Source organism: Mycobacterium sp. IDUB_39 (assembly GCF_055419205.1).
Genome location: NZ_JBVAXF010000001.1, coordinates 373,608 through 389,045 on the forward strand (window position 1 = coordinate 373,608; position 15,438 = coordinate 389,045).

At 66.5% G+C, this 15,438-nt stretch carries 17 protein-coding genes; 3 read left to right on the forward strand and 14 right to left on the reverse strand.

All coding sequences use genetic code 11. From position 1 onward, the window contains the following. Positions 1–118: 118 nt before the first annotated feature. A complete protein-coding gene (locus tag ACZY0X_RS01825; RefSeq protein ID WP_463767886.1) occupies positions 119–550 on the reverse strand; it encodes a very short patch repair endonuclease in 432 nt (143 codons plus the stop codon). 71 nt (positions 551–621) lie between these two features. Here ACZY0X_RS01825 and ACZY0X_RS01830 point away from each other — a divergent pair, with 71 nt between their 5' ends. Both ACZY0X_RS01830 and ACZY0X_RS01835 read left to right on the forward strand, forming a co-directional pair. Continuing rightward, positions 622–1,908, forward strand: a complete 1,287-nt coding sequence (locus ACZY0X_RS01830) for a DNA cytosine methyltransferase (RefSeq protein WP_463767888.1) — start codon at positions 622–624, stop codon at positions 1,906–1,908. Next, a complete protein-coding gene (locus ACZY0X_RS01835; protein ID WP_463767889.1) occupies positions 1,896–3,041 on the forward strand; it encodes a DNA cytosine methyltransferase in 1,146 nt (381 codons plus the stop codon). Before ACZY0X_RS01830 ends, ACZY0X_RS01835 begins: the two co-directional genes overlap by 13 nt. 9 nt (positions 3,042–3,050) lie before the next feature. Here the strand turns inward: ACZY0X_RS01835 and ACZY0X_RS01840 are convergent, their stop codons facing one another. From ACZY0X_RS01840 to ACZY0X_RS01850, 3 genes are all read right to left on the reverse strand, one after another. Beyond that, complete coding sequence (locus ACZY0X_RS01840) at positions 3,051–3,248, reverse strand: hypothetical protein (protein WP_463767890.1); 198 nt, start codon at positions 3,246–3,248, stop codon at positions 3,051–3,053. A gap of 87 nt (positions 3,249–3,335) precedes the next feature. Beyond that, entirely contained in the window at positions 3,336–4,496 is a 1,161-nt protein-coding gene (locus ACZY0X_RS01845) for a N(5)-(carboxyethyl)ornithine synthase (protein WP_463767892.1), read from the reverse strand. Next, the gene (locus ACZY0X_RS01850) at positions 4,493–5,599 is read right to left on the reverse strand and encodes a glycosyltransferase (protein WP_463767893.1); all 1,107 of its coding nucleotides are present in this window, start codon (positions 5,597–5,599) and stop codon (positions 4,493–4,495) included. The genes ACZY0X_RS01845 and ACZY0X_RS01850 overlap by 4 nt, the downstream gene beginning before the upstream one ends. 383 nt (positions 5,600–5,982) lie before the next feature. Between ACZY0X_RS01850 and ACZY0X_RS01855 the strand changes: the two genes are divergently transcribed. Then, positions 5,983–6,117, forward strand: coding sequence for a hypothetical protein (locus tag ACZY0X_RS01855; protein WP_463767895.1), 135 nt, complete (start codon positions 5,983–5,985; stop codon positions 6,115–6,117). On the opposite strand, the gene ACZY0X_RS01860 is transcribed toward ACZY0X_RS01855, so the two are convergent. From ACZY0X_RS01860 to ACZY0X_RS01905, 10 genes are all read right to left on the reverse strand, one after another. After that, complete coding sequence (locus ACZY0X_RS01860; protein ID WP_463767896.1) at positions 6,114–6,572, reverse strand: DUF5994 family protein; 459 nt, start codon at positions 6,570–6,572, stop codon at positions 6,114–6,116. The genes ACZY0X_RS01855 and ACZY0X_RS01860 overlap by 4 nt on opposite strands. After that, positions 6,569–6,985, reverse strand: a complete 417-nt coding sequence (locus ACZY0X_RS01865) for a hypothetical protein (protein ID WP_463767897.1) — start codon at positions 6,983–6,985, stop codon at positions 6,569–6,571. The genes ACZY0X_RS01860 and ACZY0X_RS01865 overlap by 4 nt, the downstream gene beginning before the upstream one ends. Before the next feature lie 22 nt (positions 6,986–7,007). Beyond that, positions 7,008–8,492 carry a glycoside hydrolase family 130 protein gene (locus tag ACZY0X_RS01870; RefSeq protein ID WP_463767898.1) on the reverse strand — a complete coding sequence of 495 codons (1,485 nt, stop codon included), beginning with the start codon at positions 8,490–8,492 and terminating at the stop codon, positions 7,008–7,010. Beyond that, positions 8,489–9,538 (reverse strand): glycosyltransferase, encoded by a 1,050-nt coding sequence (locus tag ACZY0X_RS01875; protein WP_463767899.1) that lies wholly within the window; start codon positions 9,536–9,538, stop codon positions 8,489–8,491. Before ACZY0X_RS01875 ends, ACZY0X_RS01870 begins: the two co-directional genes overlap by 4 nt. Further along, entirely contained in the window at positions 9,535–10,671 is a 1,137-nt protein-coding gene (locus ACZY0X_RS01880) for a glycosyltransferase (protein WP_463768729.1), read from the reverse strand. Before ACZY0X_RS01880 ends, ACZY0X_RS01875 begins: the two co-directional genes overlap by 4 nt. A 288-nt stretch (positions 10,672–10,959) precedes the next feature. After that, entirely contained in the window at positions 10,960–12,123 is a 1,164-nt protein-coding gene (locus ACZY0X_RS01885; protein WP_463767900.1) for a fatty acid desaturase family protein, read from the reverse strand. 211 nt (positions 12,124–12,334) lie between these two features. Then, the gene (locus tag ACZY0X_RS01890) at positions 12,335–13,555 is read right to left on the reverse strand and encodes a hypothetical protein (protein ID WP_463767901.1); all 1,221 of its coding nucleotides are present in this window, start codon (positions 13,553–13,555) and stop codon (positions 12,335–12,337) included. A gap of 174 nt (positions 13,556–13,729) precedes the next feature. Next, entirely contained in the window at positions 13,730–14,233 is a 504-nt protein-coding gene (locus ACZY0X_RS01895; protein ID WP_463767902.1) for a YbaB/EbfC family DNA-binding protein, read from the reverse strand. A gap of 30 nt (positions 14,234–14,263) precedes the next feature. Further along, the gene (locus ACZY0X_RS01900; RefSeq protein WP_463767903.1) at positions 14,264–14,584 is read right to left on the reverse strand and encodes an ESX-1 secretion-associated protein; all 321 of its coding nucleotides are present in this window, start codon (positions 14,582–14,584) and stop codon (positions 14,264–14,266) included. A 31-nt stretch (positions 14,585–14,615) separates the two neighbouring features. Next, positions 14,616–15,437 carry an EspA/EspE family type VII secretion system effector gene (locus ACZY0X_RS01905; RefSeq protein WP_463767904.1) on the reverse strand — a complete coding sequence of 274 codons (822 nt, stop codon included), beginning with the start codon at positions 15,435–15,437 and terminating at the stop codon, positions 14,616–14,618. Between the last annotated feature and the right edge of the window lies 1 nt (position 15,438).

Consider the following 15,438-nt stretch of genomic DNA (forward strand, 5'->3'; position numbering starts at 1 on the left):
GTGTGGGTAGTCACCACCACCAGCGCTATCTCAACGACGGTGGCAAGACCGCTGAAGGGACGCGTCGCCCAACGCGAAGTCGCTCAGAGGTGGGCACTTCGACTTCACTTTCGGGCGGTCACGCGACCGGGTCGCCCCGGCGCGACCGCACGATCTCACGCACCCGTGCCGCGGCCTCGACCGGATCCTCGTGCTCCCAGACCCGCACGCTCACCCAGCCGGCCTGCGCCAACCGCTCGTCGGTGTCCCGGTCGCGTGTCCGGTTGCCCTCGACCTTGTCGGCCCAGAACTTCGCATTGGCCGACGCGACGGTGTGATGCTGCGGGCAGCCGTGCCAGAAGCAGCCGTCGAGGAACACCGCCACCTTCGCGGTGGGGAACACCATGTCAGCGGTGCGCCGCAGCCCGGCCAGCGGTTTGGCCGACACCCGATAGCGCAGGCCCAGCGCGTGGACCGCCGACCGCAGCGCCTTCTCGGGCTTGGTGTCGCGGCTCTTGTTGGACTGCATCACCCGCCGCACCGCTGGCGAGGAGGCCCATGACTCCGCCATGTCTCCAGAGTATTGGCGGCGCGCCGCCCCACCTGCCCGAATAGCGGGCTTGGCTGCCTACCATTACGGGGATGCTTGAGCCTTCCCTTGTAGCCGGTGGGCATCGGCCCAGCGCCGAGGCCGGCTTCGAGCGGTTCCGCACCCGCAACGGCTCCTACGAACGCGTCCTGCACCTGCGGGACGGCAGGCGGGTCGCCAGTGCGCTGGCCCGCTATCCCGGTAGCGACGCCCGACCCACCTGCGCCGACGAGGCCGAGCGCGCCTGGCTACAGAACCCGATCGCTCCGCCGTGCGCCGCCACCCGCTCCTCGGTCCGGGTGGTCGACCTGTTCTCGGGCTGCGGCGGGCTCTCGATCGGGCTGGCCGAGGCGGCCCGCGCGCTCAACCGTCCCTTCGAACCGGTCCTGGCCGTCGACCTCGACGACGTCGCCGCGCAGACCTACGCCGACAACTTCCCCACCGCCACCACGATCTGCGATGACGTCGCCACGCTGCTGCCCGGCCAGGTGGGCGCGCGGTGCACCCCGGCCGAGCGCCAACTGGCCAAGCGGTACGGCAGCGTCGACATCATGGTCGGTGGCCCACCGTGCCAGGGCCACAGCGACTTCAACAACCGGACGCGGCACCGCGACGAGAAGAACGAGCTGTACCAGACGATGGTGCGCGCCGCCGAAGTGCTTGAGCCGCAGCACATCCTGATCGAGAACGTGCCTGGCGCACTGAATGATCGGCGGTCGGTGGTGCAGCGGACCGCCGACGCGCTGCACGACCTCGGCTACCACGTGTCGATCGGCGTCGTCGCGCTGCACGAGATCGGCGTTCCGCAGACCCGTCGACGCCTGGTGCTGATGGCCAGCCTGTCGCACACCGTCACCCCCGCCGAGGTCGTCGACCGCCACCGCCGCAACCCCAGGACCGCGGGCTGGGCGTTCCAGGACCTCGAGACGATGCCCGACGCGCACCGCATCGACGCGGTGGACGTGGTCGCACGCTCGGCGCCGACGACCCGCCAACGCATCGACTACCTCTTCGAGAACGCGGCGTTCGACCTGCCCGACAGCCAGCGGCCCGACTGCCACGCCGACGGCGGCCACAGCTACAAGTCGATCTACGGCAGGCTCGCCTGGGACCGACCGTCACAGACCGTCACCACCGGCTTCTACAGCATGTGCATGGGCCGCTACGTGCACCCGAGTCGACGACGCACCATCACCGCCCACGAGGCCGCCCGGCTGCAGTACATCCCGGACTGGTTCAGCTTCTCACGCGTCGCCCACCGCACGGCGCTGGCGCGAATGATCGGGAACGCCGTGCCATCGCGACTGAGCTATGCCGTTGCCCTGGAATGGCTTCGGTGACCTTCACGGTCGCAGGACTGTTCGCCGGAATCGGCGGCCTCGAACTCGGGATAGCCGAGGGCGGTCACCACACCGGATTGCTCGTCGAGAACGCGCCGGCCGCCATGCACGTGCTGCGGCGCCGCTTTCCCGACACCAAGCTCGAGGCCGACGTCCGCGACGTCAAGCGCCTGCCGACCGGCACCGACGTCGTCGTCGCGGGCTTTCCGTGCCAGGATCTGTCCAGCGTCGGGCGCAAGGTTGGAATCGACGGTGCCCGAAGCGGTCTCGTCGGCGAGGTGATGCGTCTGCTCGAGACCTCCGACGTGCCGTGGGTGGTGCTGGAGAACGTGCCGTTCCTGATGTCCCTGGGCCAGGGGGCGGCGCTGCGAATGGTCACGCGGTCGTTGACCGACCTCGGCTACCGGTGGGCGTATCGCGTCGTCGACACCAACGCGTTCGGTCTGCCGCAGCGACGCAACCGGTGGTATCTGGTGGGCAGCCGCGTCGGCGATCCCCGCGACGTCCTGCTGGCCGACGACCACGAGAGACCTGCCGTCGGTGACGGTTATCCCGATGTCGCCTGCGGGTTCTACTGGACCGAGGGCATGCGGTCGTTCGGCTGGGCCGTCGATGGTGTGCCGCCGATCAAGTGCGGATCATCGGTGGGGGTCGCCTCTCCCCCGGCGATCCGGCTGCCGTCCGGCGAGTACGTCACGCCCGACGTGCGAGACACGGAGCGATTGCAGGGTTTTCCCGACGACTGGACCTCCCCCGCCGACGAGGTGGCCAAGCGGGGTGAGCGGTGGCGGATGGTGGGCAACTCCGTCAGCGTGCCCGTCGCGGCGTGGATCGGGACGCGCCTCGCCAAACCCGGTCGCTACCACGGCGCCGACGACCTGCCGTGGGAGGGCGCGAAGTGGCCGCGCCGGGCCGCGTGGGCGGACCTCGACGGCCAGGTGCACGCGTCGAGCGTCGGGCCGTGGCCGGTGTGGCATCCGCGACCGTCGTTGGCGGACTTCCTGCGGTATCCGGGAAAGCCGCTATCGGCGCGGGCGGCGTCGGGCTTCCTGGGACGAACGCAGAAGGGCACGTTGCGCTTTCCGCCGGGGTTCATCGACGAACTGACGGCGTATGCGCAACGTGTCGGGTGATACCGGGGCTCAGCGCCAGAAACGGCGCTTCTGGTGCTTGCGCTCGTCGCCATGCACCTCGGTCCAGCCATTGGCTGGATAGCTGAACGGCGTCTTGGCGCCAGTGCGAATCACGTCGAGCGATCCGTCGCCATGTTCGAAGTAGGTGTCCCCGAACCGCATGTATTGATCGGTTTCGCCGTCAGGCAGCGTCACTGTGACCGTCATGGCCGAGACTCCTCACGTCGAGAACATTGCCCGAAACCGAGCTACTCGACACCTCCCACGGTACGCCTCTTCCGTTGAGAGTTACCGCTATTCGGCGTGCGGTACCTCGGCGGCGCGGCCCTGGAACGCGGTGATGTCGGGATTCATGATCTTGCCGTCCAGAATCTCGATGGCCGCCTGCACCGTCGGGTCGTCCTGCCACGCATCGCGTCCGGTGAGCACCGTCCGCAGATACGGCATGAGCGCCTCGCCGATCTCCCAGCTCGCCGCGTTCCACAGGTAGGACGGGCTGTGGTCGACGGCGTAGTAGGTGATGTTGGGGCCGACCGTGAACGACGGCTCATCGAACGTCGTCGGACGCGCCCAGCTGAAACCCATTGCCTCATCACAGGATACGTCGATGATCAGACCACCTTCGCGGAACGATGCCAGGTCGTCCTCGTCCAGGAAGGTCAGGGGCGCATTGGTGTCCTGCAGAACGCAGTTGACGATGATGTCGTGCTCGGCCAGGTATCCGGCCAACGGCACTTTGCCGTCTGGCGTCATCGCGTAGTTCGTCGGCTCGCCGGGGCCGGCGTCCGGGTCGTTTCCGAAGTTCAGGATCTGTGCCGAGTGGATGGGTGAGGCCACCTCGGTGACGCTGCGGTTGGTCAGGATGTTGACGTCGTGAATCCCGAGCGCCGCCAGCGCCGTCACAGCGCCACGGGCGGTGGCACCGAATCCGATGACGGCGGCGTTGAGCCGGGGACCGTAGGTGCCGGTCAGGCCGACGATCTGCAGGCCGTGCAGCACCGAGCAGTACCCGGCCATCTCGTTGTTCTTGTGGAAGACGTGCAGTTTGAAGGACCCGTCGGAACCCCACACGTTCATCGCCTCGAACGCGATGACCGTCTGTCGGCGTTCGACGGCCTGATCGGTCAGTGCCCGGTCCTGGACGCAGTGCGGCCAGCCCCACAGCACCTGACCCTCGCGAAGGGCGGCCAGATCGGCGGCGCACGGCTTGAGCAGCAGGATGACGTCGCACTCGGCGATCAACTGCTCGCGAGTGCGCACGCCTGCGACGAGACCCGACAGATGCTCGTCGGAGACACCGAAGTCGGCGCCGTAGTTCGTCTCGAGGTAGATGTTCGCGCGCAGATCGGCGTCGATCCGCTCCACGTGGTGTGGGTGGATCGGCAGCCGGCGTTCGTTCTCCTTGCTGGTCCGACCGATGACGCCGAGGCTCAGGGCCGGCGTCGGCGCGGTCACGCCATCGACCGTCGCTCGAGGACGAGGCGTTGCGCGAGAATCAGATACGACTTGCTGACGGCGGGCCACAGCATGGTCGGGGCCAGACGCCTGCCCTCGGCGGCCATGGCACCCGATGAGCGTGGGTCGGACAACACCTGGCGCAGAGCGGCGGTCAGCGCGTCGAGATCGTCGTGCCCGACCACTATGCCCGCGCCGCTGCCGAGGACGTCGACGGCGTGCGGGAAGGCCGTCGCGATGACGGGACGCCCGTTCGCGACGGACTCGACGAGCACCCCGGAGGTGACCTGGTCGGTCACGTCGTACGGCAGCACGACGGCCGCGCAGGACTGGATCAGCGCCGCGATCGAGGCGCGCCCACGGTAGTCCGGCGCGAAGAGCACCGTTCCGGTCAGCCCGCTGTCGATGACCTGTTGCTTGAGCGCTTCGCGGTAGGCCTCGCCCTCGGCCGCGAGCGTTTTGGGGTGCGTCGGGCCCGCGATGACGTAGCGCGGCTGTCCGCGCAGGTCCTTCAGCGCCACCATGGCCTCGATGACCCGCTCGACACCCTTGCCGGGGCGAAGCAGGCCCCACGTCAGCAGGGTCGGCCTGCCGCCACGCTTCACCTGGGCGGCGGCGGGGATGGTCGTGCCGTGCGCGATGGTGGTGACCTTGCGGCGGTGCACGACGTACTCCGCCTGCAGACGCTCGCCTGCCGTGTCGGATATGACGACCACCTGGTCGGCCAGGTCCAGAACGGTCTCGAAGACGGCGCGCTGCTCGGGTGTCGGATTGCGCGGGACGGCGTGCGCCACGACGATGGCGGGCACGCGCAGAGCGCGCATCACCTCCACGAGGTCGGCGCCGTCGGTGCCGCCGTAGATGCCGACGTCGTGCTGGATGATGGCGACGTCGCAGCGGTTGAGAGTGTCCGCGCACGCCGCGATGGACGAACTTGACCCGGCGGTGAGTTCACCGACGACGCGGGGATCCTCCGAGGGCTCTCCGTCGGCGATCCGCACGACCTGGACCTGGGCGCCACTGGCCTCCAGCCCATCGCACAGCGACGCGCTGAAGCTCGACAATCCGCAGATCGTGGGCGCGTAGGTCGTCAGTACGCCCACACTTGAAGACGAGGAATCGCCCTGGTACGCAATGCTATTGATCGATGTTCGACCAAGTGATAATGCTGTCAAAGTGATCCCGACGCGCGGTTGTCGCGAGGTGCCCGGCTTGAGCGGTTGCTCGTGGATGTCAGCGGTGAACTGCTGATTCATTCCGGGCTGGTCGGTTTCCCAACACCCCTGACATTACACCCTCCGGCCAAGCCGTCAGGCCCTGCCAAACGTCCAGCAACCGCTGCTCAGCAGGCTCGCGTGGGCCGCGACGTGGGCCCGACCAGGCATTTCTGCGCGGCCTGCTGTCGACTGCGGGCACAGAAGGCACGGCCGTGAGCGTAGGGTCCAGGTATCGGGACCAGCCAGGCCCCCTTATCAAAGGGCCGACATTGTCTGACAAGTCCCCGCGCCAGGGCATGACCAAGAAGACCGGCAAGTCGTTGAAGGAAAAACGCGCCGACAAGCGCTCCAAGTCCGACACCTCCTCGCAGACCGACAACCTGCTGCACGGCAAGAAGCGCTAGCCGCTCCAGTGGCGGACCGCGGTCCGCACACCCAGTAAGCCGCCCTCGGAGTCCCACCTCGAGTGCGCCGTGGCCATCTCCTCCATATCGCGCACCGAGAGTTCCCGGGCAGCCGGGACAACTTCGAGCACGATGCTGGTGCCCCCGATGCTGTACGCGTAGAGCTTGTCGAACAGCTCGAACTGATAGGCCTCCAGCGTGACCGTCGTGTCACCTACGACCGTCTGACGGGGCACTGACGGCGCCCACCCGGCCGGGTTGTAGACAACCCGCTCGACGCGACCCAGTCGCTCCGCGAGCGCGGCGAGAAGGTCGGGAAGCTCGGCCAGCAGATCTCGCGATCGCGGCCACCAGGTTCCGCCGGTTTCCCCGACACAGTCGGTGAGCGGCTTCAGACTCAGTTGCAGCGGTTGCGTGGCCCGCCCGGAAGGGGCTTGTGCCTCAACTGACGTCATGAGAGACGCTGCGTGCCCTCGGCCTGCACCGTGCCGCTCGGATGGCGGATGGTCTTGTCCCGAAGCCGGCGGTTGTGCATGGGCTCGCGCATCGACTTCTGGTGTTCGAGCTGACGGATCAGCTCGCGCTTCGCGTCGTTGAGCGCGCGGGTGAGGTCCATATCGTCTGCGACCGCCACGACCGGATTGAGCCCCGGCAGCGTCGTGCGCAGGGTGACGCGCTGCTCCTTCTCGCCGCGGTTCTGCACGGAGACCTCCACGCGGACACCGCTGGGGTCCCAGCGTCCCAAATGCGGGCCGAGAGTCGACAACTCCGCCATCACATGTGGGCGCTCCTTCGCCAAGAATCCCGCGCCGATGTGTACGGCCCTCTCGCTGAGTGTGTTTCGTTGCGAATCATCGGTCTTGCTCATGGTGTCTCCTCTACAGGGCCTCTCAGGTTTCGCGGATGAGTGCGGCCAGCAACTCGGGAAGCGGCACGGTGGCGATGCCGATGGCGCTGTCACAGATCCCGTACGGGATCACCAGCGTGTCGGCATGAACGAGCGCGCCGCAGGAGTAGACGACGTTGGGCACGTAGCCGTTCTGCTCATCCGGCACGGGGCTCAGCAGTGGTCGCCGCAGCCGGCCGAGCACCCGGGTCGGGTCGTGCAGATCGAGCAGAATCGCGCCGATGCTGTACGTCCGCATCGGTCCGACACCGTGGGTCAGCACCAGCCAGCCCGCATCGGTTTCGATTGGCGGACCGCAGTTTCCGAGTTGCAACGTCTCCCACGACTCCGTCGGCGTCTGGCATGGGGACGCACTCGTCCAGACCGACAGGTGATCGGTGAAGGCCAGAGAGTTGGTCTCCCGATCCGATCGCGACATCGCGGCATAGCGACCGCCGACACGACGGGGGAACAGCGCCAGGCCTTTGTTGGCGGCGGCACGCCCGACGAGCGGAACGGAGGTGAAGGACCTGAAGTCCGTGGTCTGCAACAGCTGCTGGCTGATGAGGGATCCACTGTAGGCCGTGTAGGTGGCGTAGTAGGTGACCGAGCCGTCGTCGTCGACGAAGCGCACGAAGCGCGCGTCCTCCATGCCGGCCTGCTCGGCCTCCATCGACGGCCACAGCACACGCTCGGACAGCGAGACGTCATCGGGGAACTCGATGGCATAGAAGCGCTCGGCGATACCGCGGATCGCGGCGATGGTGCCCTCGGCGTGTCCGCGGGTGCGCAGGTGGCTCCGCAGGTCATCGAGTCGCTCGTTCAGGTCGGCTCGGGTGAACAGTACGTCGAGCCCGTTGAAGACGTAGTCCGCGGCCTCACCGGCGTGTTCCTGGCGGCTGAGTTCGACGCGGAAGGCGGCCGCGTCGAGGAGTGTGCGCCCGACACGTCCTGTGGCGGCGAACGGGGCGGGCTCGTCCACCGTGGCGTTACCCGCCGAGTCGATGACACCGGTGCGGAATCCGATCGAGGAGCGGTGCCCCTCCCCGATCCCCCGGACACTCATCACAAACCGCAGGCTGCCCGCGGCGGTGTCGGTCTGATCGGGATGCGCCACCATGCTCGGGTTGCATAGCGCGGCGCCTTCGATGGCGTACTCGCTGGTGAATGCCGCTCCCAGCAACATCTTTCGTGAATCGGAGAGGGCGCGATCGGGATCGAGACGGTCGGCGAGTTCACTGGCGTGACGGCGAAAGGTTCCATCGAGGTCCCGGTGACGCCAGCCGAAGCGGGTGACAACGTCCTCGAGCGACGCCGCGACGTCATCGTCGGACAGGGCAAGGATGCGCGACAGAACGGCGCCGGTGCGTGACTCCTGGCGTTCGAAACCCTCCTGGCCCGGCACGAAGAGTCGCGTGATCACGCGGCCGGGGTCCGCCGCGATTCGGAGTGGGCTGCGGGTGGCCAGTGTGGTCCGCATGGCCGTCATTGCGGTGCCGCCGCGAACTGCCGGGCGTGCTGCATCGTCGAGATCACCGCGAGCGTCGACTCCGCGCCCTGGTTCTGGTTCACCCGGTCGGCGTGCATCCCGTCGAAGCCGCCGCCGGTCTCCGGGTCCCACATAAGCAGTCCGACGTCATTGGCCCCCTGGAACCAGGCGGCGGCGGATCGGACGCCCTCGGCCCACAGCGACCGCGGATCTGCGGCGGCCGCACGTGCGCACGCGTCGGCCAGCGTGGCCACCTCGATGGGCTGCTGGTCGAACGCGGGCCGGTCGTCCTGCGGTCCCCGCCCACCCACCGGGGTGGGCGAGAGGTGACCGTCCGTCGTCTCGTAGTCGAGTAGCCACTCCAGACAATCCAGGCCGCGCTGCAGCAGCGTCGAGTCATCCAGGGCCACGCCCGCCGCGATCATGGCCTCGGCCAATACGGCGTTGGCGTAGGTGAGTCGCGTTTCGGGCCAAGGCCATTCGGTGCCATCGTCGGTTTCGGTGACGGTGGCGACGTAATCGCCGAGCAGCTTCGACGCTGCCGGATGCCCGGGCACGAAGGTCAGCAGTTCAGCGGCGCCAAGAGCGGCGAAGGCCATCGCCCGCGGCGCCCGCGACCTGGCCTTGGCCGCACGCTCGAACTGGATAACCGCCAACCGGCGAACCAGGCTCACATCACTGTGAGCGGCGGCGGTGCCGAGACCCCAGATCATCCGCCCCCAGTGATCGTCGGTGGTCGGCTGGTCGGTCCAGTGACCCCCGACGTCCATCCGGTTGCGGCAGGCACCGTTGAAGGACTGCGCGTCATTGAGGAACGTCAGGGCCTTACCGGCCAGCCCCTTCACCTCGCCCGGCGCGTCGGGCTCGCGGGTGGCGACCACCAGAACCCTGGCCATGTCGTCGGTGCAGTAGCCGTGCTCGCGACGGGGCTCGGTCAGGCAGGCGTGTTCGAAGGTGGCGCGGTGATCCGTCAGGCGCAGCAGGTGCCCGAAATGCGAGGCGGACGTCGGGTCGGCCTCTGTACCGGCCACCTCAGCGCCGGTCACGTCAGCGCCAGCCGTGCTGCGACGAGCCGCCGCGCATGTTCGAGATAGGCGTCGGCGACCACCGGCCAGGCCATTGCCGGCGCAAGCCCGCGTGCCTGCGAGGCCATGGAGCCCGCGACGCGCTGGTCGGTCAGCAGCCGGCGTAGTGCGTCAACCAGGGCCTCGGGGTCGTCGTGTCCGACGACGGTGCCCGCGCCGCTGCCGAGCAGCTCGACGGCGTGGGGGAAGGCCGTGGCGATGACCGGTCGGCCGCTAGCGATGGAGTCCACCAGCACGCCGGAGGTGACCTGCTCCCTGGAGTCATACGGCAGGACTACGACGTCAGCGGTCTGGATGAACGCGGTCAGCTCTGCAGGGTCGCGGTAGACAGCGTCGAAGTCGACCGAGTCGGCGACGCCGACGCGCTGTGCCTTCTCGATGAGCGCCGCGCGATACGCCTCCCCCTGGGCGGCGAGCACCTTCGGGTGGGTCCGGCCTGCGATCAGGTACCGCGGCGGGTTGGGGAGATGCCGCAGGGCCCCCATCGCCTCGATCATCCGCTCGATGCCCTTGCCCGGGCCCAACAGACCCCACGTCAGGATGGTCGGTCTGCCCGAGCGCTGCACGTGTTCGGCAGTACTGGGCAGCGCCGCGCCGTGCGGGATGGTGGCAATTTTGTCGTGGTCGACGGCATAGCCGGCGCACAGCCGAACACGTGCGGCCTCCGACATCACGACCACCTGATCGGCGAGCGCCACAACCTCTTCGAGGACCGAACGTTGGTGCGGTGTCGGATCTTTGAGCACCGTATGGGCGATGACGATCGACGGGATCCGCAGGCCCTTCATGACCTGAACCACTTCGTCTCCGTCAGGACCGCCGTACACGCCGTACTCGTGCTGAATGAGCGCGACGTCGCTTCTGTTCAGCAGCTCCGCGCTGTCCGCGACCGATGACGATGAGCCGTTGACGAGTTCACCGACGATGTTGGGGCGCGCGGAGTCCGAGCCGTCGGCGATGCGGACAACGCTGACAGCGGCGCCCTTGGCGGACAATCCGTCGGCCAGCGCCGCACTGAAGGTCGCTAGCCCGCAGGGCGTCGGCGGATGGGTGCTGAGAACCCCGAACCGCGGCATGTACGCAAAGCTCTGCATCCCGAAGGGAGCAATCAAATGATGAACTGTCGATGGAGCGTTCAAGGTTATCCCGACTGGCGGTTGCCACCGGAGATTCCGGCGTGTGCGGCTGTCGGGGGGAATCAGCGTCGAAAGCTGACCCATTCACCGACTAGCTGGGTTTACCACCAACACCGACGGTACACCTCATTGGACCCGAACGGGCCCTGATGCGACGAACATGACGCTGCCGGCCCCTACCGCCACCGACCCGATACCGTCAGCTCGGCAATGAATACCGCTGCAGGACAGCCGGTTCGGCGGTCGTCAGCTGCCGGTTCGCACGGGGCGGCGGTCGAGGCGACGCAGTCGATGGACTACGCGTTGCGGCACGGTCTGCGCCTCGCCGTTCGTCGCGGTCCAGAATCCGTCCGGGAAGGCCAGCTCGTGGATGACTCGCAGCGTCGAGAGGTACTGACGCGGTAGTGACCCGCTGGTGTAGGGGATGTCGTACTTCTCGCACAGCTGCCGGACCCGCGCGGCGATCTCCGCAAGGCGGTTGCTGGGCAGTTCGGGGAACAGATGGTGCTCGATCTGGTAGCAGAGGCTTCCGGTCGAGAACGCCAGGAGCGGTCCTGCGTTGAAATTCGCGGCACCCAGCATCTGGCGGAGGTACCACTCGCCGCGGGTCTCGTTTTCGAGCACCGCCGGATCGAACTTCTCGGCGCCCTCGGGAAAGTGCCCGCACAGGATCACCACGTTGGTCCACACGTTGCGCAGGAGGTTGGCGGTCACGTTGGCGCCCAGGGTGCGACGCCAACGCCGTCCGCTCAACGCCGGGAACAACACGTAGTCCTTGGCTGTCTGACGGCCGATCTTCCGGAGCAGCAGCTTGCGCTCAGCGGCCTTCTTGTCGGGTGTCTCGACGCGGTCGCGCTCCGAGTAGAAGTCGTGCAGTGCGATGCCCCACTCGAAGGTGGCCGCCAGCAACAGGTTTCGTAGCGGCTGGAACAGATTCTCGCGCTTCCACGGTTGGTCGCGGGTCACGCGGATGACGCCGAAACCGAGGTCGTCGTCAACACCGACGATGTTGCTGTGCACGTGATGGCGATAGTTGTGCGAGTACCGCCACTGAGACGACGGGCCGACCATGTCCCACTCCCAGGTGGTGGAGTGGATCTCCGGGTCGTTCATCCAGTCCCACTGGCCGTGGCCGATGTTGTGACCGAGTTCCATGTTCTCGATGCACTTGGCGTAGGCCAGCGACAGCGTGCCGGTCCACCACCCGGACCTCGACCGACTACCGGCGATGAGCAGCCGCGACGCCAGGTCGAGTGTCCGCTGGAAGGCGATGGTGCGCCGGATGTAGGTGGCGTCGCGCTCGCCGAGTGATTCCTCGATGTCGCGGCGGATGCCGTCCAGGTCTCGCCCGAGACCCTCGATGTCAGCCGCGCTCAGATGCGCGTACTCGGCGATGTCGGCGATGGCCATGTGCTGTCCTCGGTAGATCCAGGCGGGCGGATCTGGACCCTGGAACCGACGTGTTGTTGCCAACCGGTCATGCGAGGTGGCGGCAGCTCGTCGGAGCGTGGTTCCCAGGCTAGTGATGCAACTGGCGTGCGGCAACACGACCGATTGCGACCTGGGGGTGTCGGCCGCCAGGTGTTTCGCAAGGCTTACGAAATGATCGGATTGCGTGATGTCATGGCGCGACGAGTGAGTTAAGTTCCGTCCCGTCGTCAGATAACTGGACGAGCGTTGTGTTGATCCGCCAAATGCGAGCAAGCGAACCGGGCGTGGAAGGGATCGACCACACCTTTTCGCAGGAGATTCGATCCCTGGCCGTGGCGAGCAGACCTGCATCGTGGTTGGTGACCTCGAAGACGAAGATCGACCCGTCCGTTCCGATGTAGTTCTGCATCGGGAAATCGCAAGCCGAACCCTCGTCGCCGGTCTTGAGGTCGTACTGCCGCCACATCGGAAATGACTGGCTTCCAGTGTCGTTGACCAGCAATGTGTTTCCAACAAGTTCACTTGCACCCCAGGGCGCGTCGAAGATCCGGCGGCCTTGAGGCGAGTACACCGCTTGCGACTTATCCTCGCCTTGCGAAATGATCGGCAGGTCGACCAGGTCGTCAGTCAGCGCACCGTCCACGTTCTGTTCACCGACTCGTCTACCCGTTTCATCGAAGAAGCTGATACCCGATGGCCTGCCGTCGGGTGTATAGATCTCGGAGGCGAATCCACCTGGGTAGACGGCGGTTGTAGCAAGTTCAGTGCCGGCCTCTACGCCCGGCTTGATAACCACGCCGTCACTCACCGAGAAGACTGTTGTATCGAGCTTCCTAGGGTTCGTCCCGTATTGCGCGGCGAGCGACTGAGATACCGGGCTGTACGCACCCGGTGGCGGTGTCTGCGCGCGGCCATCCCCCGGGACGAACCACGTCGTTTCGGCACGGGGACCGATTCCGTACACGCCTTGGTCTTGGGTCTCTGCCACCGCATGGATCCCGATCTGCTTGACCGCCAGAGTATCGAAGCCCAATCGAAGCTTGGTGGGCCCGGCGTACTGAACAGAGCCGGACCGTCCGTCGACCACCCACGCGGAACTCGACGGAAGCTGATCAAGACATAGGACGTCGGTGGGTCCGTTGAGAAAGCACTGGGGCGGCCGCAAGGTCACGCCGAGTGGAACCGCGTCGAAGAGCCGCCTGCCATCTCTGGCGTCCATTCCGGCCAGCCACCACTGTCGCCCGTTGGATGCAGCACTGCTGGCCAGCATGTAGACGTTGTCACCGAGACTCTTGATCCATGCGCGAGGCCCAGTGGGCACGTTGCTCACGACGATGCGGCTGTCATTGGCCTCTGGGAGTCCGAGGTCGAAAACGCTTGTGCGCCAACCGACGATGGGCTGCTCGCGCATCGATGACGACAGCACCGGTTCCGTTGGCGGCTGCCACGCCGCGCGCGCGGAGTTCAGCGTGTACCGCGGCCACCACACGAGGACGAGCGCAAGGACCACGGCCGTAACGAGGACCAGCGCGCCGCCCGCGAGTAGCCACCGACGACGCCGATGGGGAATGGTCGACATTCGCGCCTACTCGGCCCGCAGCGGGTATCTAGCCGCAAACAACTCCGCCATACGCGCACTCGAGACGTCGGGTGCAGGCAGTCCGATCGCATGTTGGAGGTAGCCACTGGTGCCGGCCCGGTCGTGACCTAGCCCACGCATGAGTTCGACCGTCACCGCGTGCTGGGCGGCCAGTGCCTTTTCCTTGGCCAAGTCCGCCAGTACGACGATCTCGTCGGCCAGCTGAGACTCGGTGAAGCTCGATGCGTCGAGGATGTCGACGTCACGGATGCGTCCGCCGATCATCGCCGTCGCTGACACCGTTCCCGGCGGATTGGATACCGTGAAGAACGCCACGGGCGCCATTTCAGTTTCGTCGCTGATTACTAGTGAATCGGCCGTCCACTCAGCGCCCTCGTCTGACACGGTGGGCGCGTAGTCGTCGAAGGAGGCAAGGCCAGAAGCAGCATGCGGGTCATCAAGGAGGTCCATCTCGACTTCGTCGTCGTCCCACGAATCGCTACCGGCCATCGACTGCCTCAATCCGCCGGCTGATCATCGTCACAGTCCGCAAGAGTCAATGTCCTTTCTCGCGATCCAGTCGGCGTTGTTGTAGTTCGCCGACGCGACGCCCAGCCGTTCTGAAAGATCGTGGGACATCCGCCACAGCTTTGCGTCTGCGGCATCGCGTGCGGATTCGATGGCGTTGACCGCCATGTTGCTCAGGGCACACACCACCCCGTGCGTAGACGAGACGCTGGACGCAAGGTCGTTGACCGTCTCCCCCGCGATCTTGAGGCAGCCTGCGGCAGTGGTCTGCTTAGCCGCGAGGTCGTCGATGTGCTCGGTCAGTACTCGAAGATTGTCGGTTTGACTAGACATGAGTCTGCTCCTTCCAAGAGGGGGACGGCCGTCAGCGTGGTGCAGGTGTCTCGTACGGCGTCGCGGGTGGGTAGAGCACCGGCGGCCCGTCGATCTTGGGCGGGACGTACGGAGTAGTCGAATCGGTGCGAGTCGGAAGCTGCCCATTGGTGCGCTCATCTCCGAAGGGTTCGCCGCACGGAAATTCTGCCCTGGGGTCGATTTCCTTCTGTCCTGCCGCTGACTCGTACCTTCCCTGCGGCGTGCGCATCTCGTTCGCTACGAGCGCCGACTCGGCGACGAGCCTTGCAATTGAGAACTCAGCGAATCCGAGTTGCGTGGCTGCGACACCCAAGTCGGCCGCAGCCTTGACGGCGGCGCCGCCGGGTATCGCGTTCATCCACGATGTCGTGGTGTCGTAGTCCGAGAGGAAGTCGATGGCATCTTGCAGATCCTTCCGGGTCGCGTTGACCTGGGCGGCCAGACGACCGAGTGATTTCCACACTTCCCAATCGGCTGCCGCGACGTCCATCGTCTTGCGACGGTGCTCGGCGTTGATCTCTCCATAGGCGTTCGCTGCGGTGCCGTCCCACTGATCTTCCTTGACCGCCGCATCGATGAGGAGGTTGCCGGCTTCTTCATATAGATCCGCGGACTTCTCGAACGCTTCACCCGCCTGGGGCTCACCAGAACCCGTCGTCGCCTTCATCCCCTGGATCGTGACCTGCGCAGCAGCAAGAATTGGCGAACTCGCAAGGTTGACAATGCCCAAGTTCGGGAGACGATCGAGCGGCCCGGGCGCCTTGTCCCATTTGACGCCTATGACGTCGCCGTAGCGGCGAAGAATGTCTAGCGCTTCTCCCAATAGGCTCAAC

Bases quoted from the DNA above. Each gene is read 5' to 3' on its own strand.
- ACZY0X_RS01825 (WP_463767886.1), bottom strand. From the start codon at position 550: ATGGCGGAGTCATGGGCCTCCTCGCCAGCGGTGCGGCGGGTGATGCAG.
- ACZY0X_RS01830 (WP_463767888.1), top strand. From the start codon at position 622: ATGCTTGAGCCTTCCCTTGTAGCCGGTGGGCATCGGCCCAGCGCCGAG.
- ACZY0X_RS01835 (WP_463767889.1), top strand. From the start codon at position 1,896: ATGGCTTCGGTGACCTTCACGGTCGCAGGACTGTTCGCCGGAATCGGC.
- ACZY0X_RS01840 (WP_463767890.1), bottom strand. From the start codon at position 3,248: ATGACGGTCACAGTGACGCTGCCTGACGGCGAAACCGATCAATACATG.
- ACZY0X_RS01860 (WP_463767896.1), bottom strand. From the start codon at position 6,572: ATGACGTCAGTTGAGGCACAAGCCCCTTCCGGGCGGGCCACGCAACCG.
- ACZY0X_RS01865 (WP_463767897.1), bottom strand. From the start codon at position 6,985: ATGAGCAAGACCGATGATTCGCAACGAAACACACTCAGCGAGAGGGCC.
- ACZY0X_RS01870 (WP_463767898.1), bottom strand. From the start codon at position 8,492: ATGACGGCCATGCGGACCACACTGGCCACCCGCAGCCCACTCCGAATC.
- ACZY0X_RS01880 (WP_463768729.1), bottom strand. From the start codon at position 10,671: ATGCAGAGCTTTGCGTACATGCCGCGGTTCGGGGTTCTCAGCACCCAT.
- ACZY0X_RS01885 (WP_463767900.1), bottom strand. From the start codon at position 12,123: ATGGCCATCGCCGACATCGCCGAGTACGCGCATCTGAGCGCGGCTGAC.
- ACZY0X_RS01890 (WP_463767901.1), bottom strand. From the start codon at position 13,555: ATGCGCGAGCAGCCCATCGTCGGTTGGCGCACAAGCGTTTTCGACCTC.
- ACZY0X_RS01895 (WP_463767902.1), bottom strand. From the start codon at position 14,233: ATGGCCGGTAGCGATTCGTGGGACGACGACGAAGTCGAGATGGACCTC.
- ACZY0X_RS01900 (WP_463767903.1), bottom strand. From the start codon at position 14,584: ATGTCTAGTCAAACCGACAATCTTCGAGTACTGACCGAGCACATCGAC.